Here is a 10,650-nt window from a genome sequence, read left to right as displayed (position 1 = left end):
CGAATTCGAGTTCGCCGAGCTCCGGCAGACGGTGCGCGGGCAGGACGACGAGGCCGTCCGCGCCCTTTCGCATGCGCCGAGTCTTGTTGCCGGTGACGGGAATCGGACACGGCGGCGGGTTCGAATGGCGTGCGGTGGGACGTTGCCTTATTGTGATCATCGGCGTGGTGCGTGATCTTGGGATGTGGTCGCACCGTGCACGTCATATCAGTCGGTGAATCGCGTTCACCCGACGTGCACTGGACCGACATCTGCCGAGGTCAGCACGTTGGCGAACAATTGTCGGGGCTTGCTCCATGCGGGGCAATGCTTTTGAACTGGAGCAATATGCAGTTGAAGAAAGTTGCCGCGGCACTCGGTGCGTGCGCGGCCGTTGCATCCGGCCTGGTCCTTGGTAGCGGTTCGGTAACGGCCGACCCGGGCTGCCCGAGCCTCTATGTGGTGGCGGTTCCCGGCACCTGGGAGACCGGAAAGGATAAGACGCCGCAGCCCGGCATGTTGGCTGGCGTCACCAACGGTCTGCCCGGGTCGGTGGATGTCGACTACGTGACCTACGCCGCGACCGCATTCCCCTGGGAGGGCGATGTTTACGGCGCGTCGAAGAAGGAAGCGACCGACCGGGCCCGCGATCTGGCGACCGGGATGGCGCAGCGCTGCGGCGGCACCAAGATCGCGCTGGTCGGCTACAGCCAGGGTGCCGATGCTGCAGGTGATCTCGCGGCCGAGATCGGCACCGGCCTGAGTCCCATTCCGGCGGACCGGATCGCGGGCGTCGGCCTGATCTCCGATCCGCGCCGTTCGCCCACCGACATTCAGGTCGGTCCGATCGCGCAGGGCGCGGGCGCCGGTGGCCCTCGGGTCGGCGGCTTCGGCTGGCTCAGCGATCGCACCCGCACCATCTGCGCGGTCGACGATCTCTACTGCGCCACCGCCACCGACGATTTCGTGACCCGGTTCGCCGGATTCCTCGCGCAGTCCTCGGAGGCGAACCCGTCGAACATCTGGCGCTACCAGCTCGAGGCGGGCGCCATCATGAACGACCTGATGTCGAGCGGTGGCATCCCGGCGCTGCAGTCGCAGCTGACCGATTCCGCGAACCAGCAGCGGGCCAAGGATCTGGAGCGGTTCTACAAGTCGCAGGCGCATACGCTCTACGGCAGCTACCCGGTGGGCGGCGGGCAGACCGCAATCTCCTGGATGCACAACTGGATTGCGGGCATGGCCTGATTTCCAGGCGGTAGTTGACAAAAACGCAGGCCACCCCTTCCGAATGGAGGGGGTGGCCTGTGCTTTGTCGGACGACCTGCGACTGGTCAGCCAGCCGAGCCGGTCGATGGCAGGGCGGGCGGCTGCCAGGGCTGCCACGGGCCATCGTGCTGATCGTCGGGGCCACGGTGATGGTGGTGGTGAGCGCGGCCGTCCCAATCGCCTGGTCCGTCCCAGTCACCTCGATGCGGACCGTCGATATCGGTGCCCTGCAACGGAATCTGGTCCGATACGTCCTGAACCGCTGGCACGGACGAATCGGCCGTGGCCGCGGATGCGGTGACCGCGAGCGCACTGAGTGGAATCGCGGCCAGCGCGCCTGCGATCGCAACGCGAGCGAAGCCACGCCTGAAGGAGGTCGATGTCTTGGGAAGCAAAACGGATTCCTTTCCTCGGACTGTGAGTCGCTGGTTGTCCGAGCGACCCGGCAGTGGTCGCTACGTCGGCTCACCGGTCCCATACAAGGCCGCATGACTGGGATTCGGATGCGACGTGCCTGGCAGTCGGCTGTGAACACCCGAGTCTGTGAACAACCGTCAGGATTGCTGTGAGAGGTTGCGCGGCAACAGATCCCAGACGTGACCGTTTTCATTGATGGTGGCCGCGGTGCGGCGGCCACTGCGGGAGAACAGGATTCGGGTGATCGAGCAGTAGTCGATCGGGAAGGTCAGCGGGCGGGCCAGGCCGAGCACATCCTGCAGGATCACATTGATCACCCCGCCGTGTGCAAAGACGGCCACCGTATCCGCGGGATCGGTATGCGCGGCGATCGAGGTGACCGCGTCGCGCACCCGGGTGATGAACGCCGGTCCGTCGATCTGCTCGGGCAGATGCCCGGATTTGATCCGTTCGTAGACTGCCTGGAATTCGACCTTGGCGTCCTCGATCGGAATGTAGGCAGGCAGGTCCCGATCGTATTCCGCCAAGTCGTCGTGCACGTCCACCGCGAGCCCGAGCTTGGCCGCCGTTGGCTCCGCCGTCTCGCGCGCCCGCCGCTGCGGACTGCTCACTATCCGACTGATCCGGTGCTGACTCAATGCCGCTGGCACCCGCTCGGCCTGCTCGACGCCCACCGGCGCCAACCCAGGATCTGCGGGCCCGACCGTATTCGACACCCGCACCGGCTGAGCATGACGAACCAGAATCAACTGCACCCCGCCCACTCTGCCGTATTGAAGCCCCGCACCTGTAGCCCGGGGGAATCAGCGCCCCTGTGGCTCACCGAGGCGCACACCGACCGACCCTGCCACGGCTGAAGTGCCGCATTGTGGCGGCACTGATGACAAACTCACAGCCGTGACCGTCGAACCGTTTCCGCAGTGGCTGCGCCCGCCGCCGGGTGGTTTTGTCGCCGAGGATCTGGACCGTCTGACCGACCTGCCGCCGCATAGCGAGTTGATCGACGGGAGCCTTGTCTTCCGGAGCCCGCAGGCGGAGATTCACATGCTGGTCATAACATTGCTGGAATTCGCCCTCCGCCGCCTAGCGCCCGCACATTTGCGGGTTCGCCGGGAAATGACAGTCACTCTGGGACGCGATCAGCGTCCGGAGCCGGACATCGTTGTCGTTCATGCCGATCGCGATGGTGGCCTTGAACTGACGACCTATCAGGTCGATGATGTCGTTCTGGCAGTGGAAGTTGTGTCCGCCGAATCGCGTACCCGCGACCGAGAACGCAAACCCCAGCTGTATGCACGGGCTGGCATCACGCACTTCTGGCGCGTCGAGAACGTCGACGGGCGACCGGTCGTGTACGTCTATGAACTCGACCCCGCCACAAAGACATACACGCTCACTGGAATTCATCACGAGCGATTGCGGCTGAGCGTGCCGTTCGACATCGATGTCGATCTCACCGACATCGATCGACTGTAACCACCTTTCCGGATCGGTTCCCAGTGGTCAGGCCGTCGGGGTCCCCTTGCACTCCGGCGGGAGTTCGAAGAAGCTCACGAATTTGGCCAGGGCGTCCGGGGGGCCGCTGATCTTGGTTTCGCCGGTCGTCAAGGTATCGGCGAGTGGGCGGCCGTGGAAGGTGATGGCGATGAAGGCCGGGACGGTGGTGTGGATGGCGGTGGTGCCGGTGCCGGTGGCGCCGCGGCTGATGGTGAAAGCACCGTCCGAGACCACGGCGTGGAATTCATCAGTGCCGGAATCGGATCCGGTGAAGTACAGGTCGTAGTCGGCGTGTACACCCGCGGCCTGCTCGGGTTGGAAGAAGGTGCGCAGGGTGACCACCAGTGAATCGGTCGACATATCGGAGCAGTTGTAGATGTTGGGGGTGCGGGCGCCCCAGCGATTGAGCGCGACGATTACCTCATCGAGTTCGCGACCCCAATCGGTGAGGTCGTAGACGGCGGCGCTGACCGGTGGTGGCAGCTTGCGCTTGTGCACGACGCCGATCTGGACGAGTTCTTCGAGCCGCTGCGAGAGCACATTGGGGCTGATGCCGGGCAGTCCGGCGCGCAGATCGGTGAAGCGCTTGGGGCCCAGGAGTAGTTCGCGCACCACCAGTAGCGTCCATCGCTCGCCGACCAGGTCGAGTGCGCGGGCGGCACCGCAGGCGTCGTGGTAGCTGCGCTTCGCGCGATGCTCCGGGGCAACAGTCATGAGTTACATCATATCATCTGATACTTCAACTGAATTAATTAGTTGTCTTTTAGGACTAGCCGCTGATAGCGTGCCACGGTAACGATCTTCGGCTGGAAGGCGTATGTGGTGACGGAAGCAAAAGAACGACATAGACAGGCGGGGGACGCCGACTCCGGTCCGGACAGCAAGCGCTGGCTCGCCCTCTACGTGCTGTGTGGCGGCATGTTGATGATCGTGCTCGACGCGACGATCGTGAATGTCGCGCTCGCGGACATCCAGACCGATCTCGGCTTCACCGCCTCGGGTCTGGCCTGGGTGGTGAACGGATATCTGATCTCCTTCGGCGGCCTGCTCATGCTGGCCGGTCGTCTCGGTGACCTGATCGGCCGCCGCACCATGTTCCTGTCCGGCCTGGTGGTATTCACCCTGGCCTCGGCGCTGTGCGGTGCGGCCGTGAACGAGGTGACCCTCATCGCGGCCCGATTCCTGCAGGGCATCGGCGGCGCCATGACCTCGGCGGTCATCCTCGGCATGATCTTCGCGATGTTCCCGGATCCGCGGGAGCAGGCCAAGGCGATCGGCCGCTACGCATTCGTCGCCTCGGCCGGTGGTGCCATCGGTCTGCTGCTCGGCGGTTTCCTCACCGCGCTGGACTGGCGGCTGATCTTCCTGGTCAATGTGCCGATCGGCATTACGGTCGGCCTCGGTGCGCTGAAGATCCTGGACAAGGACAAGGGCGCCGGACTGAAGAACGGCGCGGATGTGCCCGGCGCGGTGCTGATCACGGCGGCGCTGATGCTCGGCGTCTACACGATCGTCAAGCCAGCGGCCGAATTCGGCTGGACCGATCCGGTGACGCTGGGACTCGGTGCGGCCGCGCTGGTACTGCTAGCCGGATTCATCGCCAGGGAGGCGACGGCGACCACCCCGCTGATGCCGCTGAAGATCTTCCGCTCGCGGAATCTGTCCGGCGCCAACGTGATCCAGGTGCTGACCGTTGCGGGCATGTTCGGCATGTTCTTCATGGGCTCGCTGTACTTGAAGCAGGTCCTCGGCTACTCGCCGATCCAACTCGGTACGGCCTTCTTCCCGGTCGCGGCGATCATGGGTCTGCTCTCGGTGCGCTACTCCGAACATCTGGTGATGCGCTTCGGTGCCCGCAAGGTGCTGATTCCGGGTCTGACGCTGATCCTCATCGCGCTGCTCTGGCTGACCCAGGCGCCGGTGGACGGAAACTACTGGCTCAACATCTTCGGACCGATGGTGCTGTTCGGCACCGGGGCCGGTCTGGCGTTCCCGTCGCTGATGAACCTGGCGATGTCGGGTGTCGAGCCTCGGGAGGCCGGTCTGGCCTCGGGTCTGGCCAATACCACCATGCAGGTCGGTGGTGCGCTCGGCCTGGCGGTGCTCGCCACGCTGTCGGCGAGCAGGACCGAGCATCTGCTGACGGACGGTGTGGTGCCGAATGAGGCGCTCACCAGCGGATTCCATCTGGCGTTCTGGATCGGCGCCGCACTGGTGGTGGCCGCGTTGGTGACGGCGGTGGTCGTGCTGAAGTCGGTACCGGCGCAGCCGCACGGGCCGCAGGACGACCTCGACGAACTGCTGCTCGAGGCCGAGGTCGCGTCCGAACGCACCGCTGTCTAGCGTCGGCCGCAGATACCGAAACGGCCCGGTTCGCGAATGCGAGCCGGGCCGTTTCGTATGGTTTCGCCTACTGCTGCTTCTTGCGCTGGGTCAGCAGGTAGATGCCGCCGACGATCAGGCCGATGACGACCAGGCAGCAGATGCCGCCGATGATCAGCGCGCTGCTGCTCTTCTTCTTTTTCTTGGCGGCGAACTCGACCGCCGAGGCCATGGTGTCCGAGTTGGTCCAGGTGTCCGCGCTCGCCCACACCTGCGGGTCCAGCAGAGCGGTATTGGTCAGCAGGTCAACGTACATATCCATCCCCATGGTTGAAGGTATCGGCCTCCTCCCGGGGCCGAATCACCAAGGTTAGCTGGCGATTACGGCAAAGGAAACTTTTCCAAGCTGCAATCTTTCATAGTGAGATCCTCGGCGCTGGCGATCCGCACCGATGAAATCCTCAGCGCGGCTTAACCAATGGGAACGGCAGCGTCTCGCGAATGCTGCGGCCGGTGATCAGCATGACGATGCGGTCCACGCCCATGCCCAGTCCGCCGGTCGGTGGCATCGCATGTTCGAGCGCCTGCAGGAAGTCCTCATCGAGCTCCATCGCCTCCGGATCGCCATTGGCCGCCAGCATCGATTGTTCGGTGAGCCTGCGCCGCTGTTCGATCGGATCGGTGAGTTCGCTATAGGCCGTACCCAATTCGACGCCCCAGGCAACCAGATCCCAGCGCTCGGTCACGCCCGCGATGCTGCGGTGCGCACGGGTCAGCGGGGAAACCGAGGTGGGGAAGTCGATGTAGAAGGTCGGCTCCTGCGTTTGGGATTCGACCAGATGCTCGTACATTTCCAGCACGACCTGTCCGGCGTCCCAGCCGTGCTGATAGGACACATGTGCCTTATCGCAGAGTTCGCGCAACTCCTCGAGCGTGGTCTGCGCCGTGATATCGGTGCCGAGCACCTCGGATACCGCGCCGTGCAAGGTCTTCACCGGCCACTCGCCGGAGATATCCACCTGCTCGAAGGATCCGTCCGAATTGGGGCGCAGTGCCACCATCGCACCATTGGCCGCCAGCGCGGCGTTCTGAATGAGCTGGCGGGCCAGGTGCATCATGCGCTCGTAATCGGCATGCGCCTCATAGGCTTCGAGGCTGGTGAACTCCGGATTGTGGCTGAAGTCCACACCCTCGTTGCGGAAGTTGCGGCCGATCTCGAAGACCTTCTCCATGCCGCCGACACACAGTCGCTTGAGGTACAGCTCGGGTGCGATGCGCAGATACAGATCCAGATCGTAGGCGTTGATATGGGTCTGGAACGGGGTGGCGTTGGCGCCGCCGTGCACCTTCTGCAGGATCGGGGTCTCCACCTCGAGATATCCCCAGGTATTCAACGAATCTCGCAGCGAGCGCACCACGGCGGTGCGTTTGGTCAGCACTTCGCGAACCTCGGGATTGATCGCCATATCGACGTAGCGCTGACGCACCCTGGCCTCGGGATCGGACAGGCCCTTCCACTTGTCCGGCAATGGGTGCAGGCATTTGCCGATCATCCGCCAGTCCGCGGCGAGCAGCGAGAGTTCGCCGCGGCGACTGTGGCCGATCTGGCCGCTGACCTCGATGAGGTCACCGAGATCGAAGAATTCGCCGAATTCGGCGCTGCGCTCGGCACCGACCCGATCGCGATCGATGACCAGCTGGATATCGTCGGTCCAGTCCCGCAGAACCGCGAAGATCACGCCGCCGTAGTCGCGGATGCGCAGGAGCCGACCGCAGACCCGGACCGTGGTGCCGCGCGGTGAACGGCGTGCCGCCGCAACGGCATGCGTCGGGGGATAGGCGACCGGATAGGCGTCGACACCCGCGGCCGCGAGCCGGTCCAGCTTGTCCATGCGCACCCGCACCTGCTCCGGGCGGCGTGGCAGCTGTTCCACACCAACGGTATCCGGCAGATCCGGCGGACTGCCATCGGCGTGTAGTCCGGCAATGCCCGCGGGCACCGCGCTGTGCAGACCGGTATGGGTGATGGTTTCGGGTTCCTTGCCGAAACGCGGCAGGAAGCCCTCGGCGAGCGCACTGGCCATGGCGACCCGGGGTAGTTGCCTGCGCTCCTCGAACAGGAAGAACCGGGGCACCCAGTGCGGCTGATACTTCACATTCGACCGATACAGCGCCTCCAGCTGCCACCAGCGCGAAAAGAACAGCAGCACACCGCGCCACAGGCGCAGCACCGGGCCCGCGCCGATGCGTCCGCCCTCCTCGAAGACCGAGCGGAACACTGCGAAGTTCAGCGAAACCTTGGTGATGCCATGCTGTTCGGAGGTCAGCGCGAGCTGGGAGATCATCAGCTCCATCACGCCATTGGGGCCGTGCGGATCGCGGCGCATCAGCTCGAGTGAGGCACCCGTGCGACCCCACGGGACCAGCGACAACATGCCGAGGACGCGCTCCTGAGGGTTGACCGCCTCCACCAATAGGCAGTCGCCGTCCAGCGGATCGCCCAGCCGCCCCAACGCCATTGAGAAGCCGCGCTCGGCTTCGGTATCGCGCCACGCATCCGCGCGCGCGATCACCTGCCGGAATTCCTCGGCCGGGATATCGCGATGGCGGCGGATCCGAACGGTGATCCCGTGCTTGCGCAATCGGTTCCCGGCCTGACGGACCTGCTTCATCTCCGGACCGGCCAGCGAGAAGGTTCTGGTGTCGAGAATGGCCTCATCACCGAGGCGCAGCGCCGAGAGTCCGGCGCGCCGGTACGCCGTCGCACCGAGTTCACTCGCGCCCATCACCGCGGGCGCCCAGCCGAACTGGTCGGCCAGCTGCAGCCAGGCGTCGATCGCCTGCGGCCAAGCCTCGCGGATGCCGATCGGATCACCGCTGGCAAGGCAGACTCCGAGTTCGACACGGTAGGTGAGCGCCGCCTTGCCGCTGGGTGCGAACACCACCGCCTTATCGCGCCGAGTCGCGAAGTAGCCCAGCGAATCCTCGACATCGGAGCGCTCCAGCAGCCCGCGGATCGCCGATTCGTCGGTGCCGGTCATCGCATTGCCCGCCCGTTGCGAGCGCAGCAGGATGACCACCGCGGCCAACAGCGCGATGGCGCCGAAGAGGCCGAGCAGGAAGTTGACGAACGGACGCGGGTGGCCGTCGAAGTGTTCGTTGTCCACCAGCACCGCGGCGGTCACCCGATAGACCGACCACAGCGGCCGCTGCACGCCCTGCGGCAGCGAGCCGGGGAACAGTTCGACCAGACCCCAGCCGAGCAGACAGCCGACCGCGAGGCCACCGGCCAGCACGCCGAGCGCCTTCCAGCCCGCACCGCGGCGCACCTTGGTATAGAACTCGCGCCAGGACGCGAGCAGCACGCCGATCGCGGCGATCTGCACCACCGCGGCCACCAGCGAGTTCGTATTGCCCTCGTCGGCGAACTCCAACACGTTCGCCAGGGCGTAGAGCGCGATATAGCCGAGCAGCAACCACCAGGCGATCCGCTTGCGGCTGGCCGTCGCCCCGGCGAGTAGGCCGACCACCAGCGCCCACACCAGGCTGGTGTCCGGTGCGTCGAAGTAGTACAGGTCGATATAGCGACGCGGCACATGCGTCAGATAGCGCAGTCCGGGCGAGAGGCTCCACAGGAAGCAGAGCACGGCGAACACACCGAGCATCAGACCCGCGATATGCGGGACCTCGCGCAGCCGTCCATGTCCGCGATGCGGAACCGGTGGTGCCGGTCTGCCCGAGGGCGGTTCGGTGTCGATGCGTTGCCCGGCGTGCGTGATTGTCACAGGACCAGTGTGTACGGTGCCGCAGTAGTGGTGCTCGAAGACCCGGGCATGTCGGTTATCGGCGTTTCATTCATGCGTGTCCTTTGTCGGGGCGGGGGTTGGCGTTTCGCTGGACACCCGCACGGAGTAAGGATGTATTCCATGTCCGAAGCAGTCGATGTGCCGATCGATGACGACGTCATTCGACTCGGCCAGTTCCTCAAGCTGGCCAATCTGATCGATTCCGGATCGGAGGCCAAGACCGTGATAGCCGCGGGGCTGGTCCGGGTGAACGAGGAGGTGGAACTACGTCGCGGACGGCAGCTGCATGTCGGCGACATTGTGGCCATCGCCGGTCACAAGGCCAGGGTCGCGGCGATCTAGGTCAACCCTCGGCGCGGACCACGATGCCGTCGTGGTCGCTATAGAGCATATCCCCGGGGATGAAAGTGACGCTGCCGAATTCGATCGGAATATCGCGGTCGCCGGAGCCGATCTGGGTGCTCTTGCGCGGGTTGGTGCCCAGTGCCTTGATGCCGATATCGAGCGTGCGCAGAACCGCTGAATCGCGCACCGCGCCATTGACAATGACACCGGACCAGCCGTTTGCGACCCCGCGTCCGGCGATGATGTCGCCGACCAGCGCGGTGTGCACGCTCGCGCCGCCGTCCACCACGAGCACGCCGCCATTGCCTGGTTCACTCAACGTTTGCTTGACCAGCAGGTTGTCCTGGAAGCAGCTGATGGTGGTGATGCGCCCGGAGAACGCTGCGCGCCCGCCGAACTGGATGAACTGCGTGTCGCAGCTGCGGATTTCCGGGCCGATCTCGTCGGCGAGATCCGCGGTGGCAACGATGTTCTGCGATTCGGTCACGGGTGTCAGCTTAGAGTTCGGGCCGCAGTCGACTCCGAACGGACCATTCGGTCTGTCCGGGCGGCTGCTGGCTGACCTTTTCGAGCGTCCCGCAAACAGTCCGCTAGCGGTGCCCGTAATGCATCTGGTACTTGATCCGCTCGGTTTCGCGCATCTTGTTGTGGTTGATCCACTCCTGATCGATGCCGTGTTGGGCCAGCCGGAACCGACGCCAGACGTAACTCAGCGACACCGTGAACACGACCAGCGGCACGATCATCATGATGATCATGCCGATCTTCAACCCCATCGGGCCGGGGAACAGCAACCACAGCGCGAAGAACGGGATGAACGGTACGAGGAAGCGGACGAGATAGCGTTCCATGGCCCCGTGCCCGACGAGGTCGTGGATGACCCACTCGTGCAGCTCCTCGGGGAGCTCGCGGCCGAGATCGTAGGCGATCCGTTGGCCTAATGTGGGGCGTTTCATATGCCCAGATGTGGGGCGGTTCATATGCCAAGGCTATGCCTGTGCTATGTGCCACCGCT

At 64.8% G+C, this 10,650-nt stretch carries 11 protein-coding genes; 4 read left to right on the top strand and 7 right to left on the bottom strand.

All coding sequences use genetic code 11. The features are described 5' to 3' along the window. The first annotated feature begins 327 nt into the window (after positions 1-327). Entirely contained in the window at positions 328-1,227 is a 900-nt protein-coding gene (locus ABZ293_RS13720) for a cutinase family protein (RefSeq protein ID WP_355180357.1), read from the top strand. A gap of 86 nt (positions 1,228-1,313) precedes the next feature. Here the strand turns inward: ABZ293_RS13720 and ABZ293_RS13715 are convergent, their stop codons facing one another. Together ABZ293_RS13715 and ABZ293_RS13710 are read right to left on the bottom strand one after the other, a co-directional pair. Further along, on the bottom strand, positions 1,314-1,643 hold the full coding sequence (locus ABZ293_RS13715; protein ID WP_355180355.1) for a hypothetical protein: 330 nt from the start codon (positions 1,641-1,643) through the stop codon (positions 1,314-1,316). 159 nt (positions 1,644-1,802) lie between these two features. Beyond that, a complete protein-coding gene (locus ABZ293_RS13710; RefSeq protein ID WP_355180353.1) occupies positions 1,803-2,420 on the bottom strand; it encodes a histidine phosphatase family protein in 618 nt (205 codons plus the stop codon). Between the two features lie 142 nt (positions 2,421-2,562). Here ABZ293_RS13710 and ABZ293_RS13705 point away from each other — a divergent pair, with 142 nt between their 5' ends. Beyond that, positions 2,563-3,141 carry a Uma2 family endonuclease gene (locus tag ABZ293_RS13705; RefSeq protein ID WP_355180351.1) on the top strand — a complete coding sequence of 193 codons (579 nt, stop codon included), beginning with the start codon at positions 2,563-2,565 and terminating at the stop codon, positions 3,139-3,141. A gap of 27 nt (positions 3,142-3,168) precedes the next feature. Here ABZ293_RS13705 and ABZ293_RS13700 read toward each other — a convergent pair whose 3' ends face one another. After that, positions 3,169-3,876: a helix-turn-helix domain-containing protein gene (locus tag ABZ293_RS13700; RefSeq protein ID WP_355180349.1), complete on the bottom strand. Its 708-nt coding sequence runs from the start codon at positions 3,874-3,876 to the stop codon at positions 3,169-3,171. Between the two features lie 108 nt (positions 3,877-3,984). On the opposite strand from ABZ293_RS13700, the gene ABZ293_RS13695 reads away from it, so the two are divergent. Beyond that, positions 3,985-5,505 carry an MFS transporter gene (locus ABZ293_RS13695; RefSeq protein ID WP_355180347.1) on the top strand — a complete coding sequence of 507 codons (1,521 nt, stop codon included), beginning with the start codon at positions 3,985-3,987 and terminating at the stop codon, positions 5,503-5,505. A 67-nt stretch (positions 5,506-5,572) separates the two neighbouring features. Here the strand turns inward: ABZ293_RS13695 and ABZ293_RS13690 are convergent, their stop codons facing one another. Further along, the gene (locus tag ABZ293_RS13690) at positions 5,573-5,806 is read right to left on the bottom strand and encodes a hypothetical protein (RefSeq protein ID WP_354958629.1); all 234 of its coding nucleotides are present in this window, start codon (positions 5,804-5,806) and stop codon (positions 5,573-5,575) included. A gap of 139 nt (positions 5,807-5,945) precedes the next feature. Then, complete coding sequence (gene lysX / locus ABZ293_RS13685) at positions 5,946-9,269, bottom strand: bifunctional lysylphosphatidylglycerol synthetase/lysine--tRNA ligase LysX (RefSeq protein WP_355180345.1); 3,324 nt, start codon at positions 9,267-9,269, stop codon at positions 5,946-5,948. Between the two features lie 141 nt (positions 9,270-9,410). On the opposite strand from lysX, the gene ABZ293_RS13680 reads away from it, so the two are divergent. Beyond that, a complete protein-coding gene (locus ABZ293_RS13680; RefSeq protein WP_354958631.1) occupies positions 9,411-9,632 on the top strand; it encodes an RNA-binding S4 domain-containing protein in 222 nt (73 codons plus the stop codon). 1 nt (position 9,633) lies between these two features. Here ABZ293_RS13680 and rraA read toward each other — a convergent pair whose 3' ends face one another. Then, on the bottom strand, positions 9,634-10,122 hold the full coding sequence (gene rraA / locus ABZ293_RS13675; protein WP_355180343.1) for a ribonuclease E activity regulator RraA: 489 nt from the start codon (positions 10,120-10,122) through the stop codon (positions 9,634-9,636). Between the two features lie 103 nt (positions 10,123-10,225). Next, on the bottom strand, positions 10,226-10,615 hold the full coding sequence (locus ABZ293_RS13670) for a DUF5313 family protein (protein WP_355180341.1): 390 nt from the start codon (positions 10,613-10,615) through the stop codon (positions 10,226-10,228). Between the last annotated feature and the right edge of the window lie 35 nt (positions 10,616-10,650).

The organism is Nocardia sp. NPDC005998, assembly GCF_040614395.1.
Lineage (GTDB): Bacteria > Actinomycetota > Actinomycetes > Mycobacteriales > Mycobacteriaceae > Nocardia.
Note: the sequence above shows the minus strand (reverse complement) of the source record. Positions and strands in the feature narration are given on the sequence as shown.

Excerpts from the sequence above, each read along its gene's own strand:
- ABZ293_RS13690 (WP_354958629.1), bottom strand. The coding sequence starts at position 5,806 with ATGGATATGTACGTTGACCTGCTGACCAATACCGCTCTGCTGGACCCG.
- ABZ293_RS13670 (WP_355180341.1), bottom strand. The coding sequence starts at position 10,615 with ATGAACCGCCCCACATCTGGGCATATGAAACGCCCCACATTAGGCCAA.
- ABZ293_RS13720 (WP_355180357.1), top strand. The coding sequence starts at position 328 with ATGCAGTTGAAGAAAGTTGCCGCGGCACTCGGTGCGTGCGCGGCCGTT.
- ABZ293_RS13700 (WP_355180349.1), bottom strand. The coding sequence starts at position 3,876 with ATGACTGTTGCCCCGGAGCATCGCGCGAAGCGCAGCTACCACGACGCC.
- ABZ293_RS13680 (WP_354958631.1), top strand. The coding sequence starts at position 9,411 with ATGTCCGAAGCAGTCGATGTGCCGATCGATGACGACGTCATTCGACTC.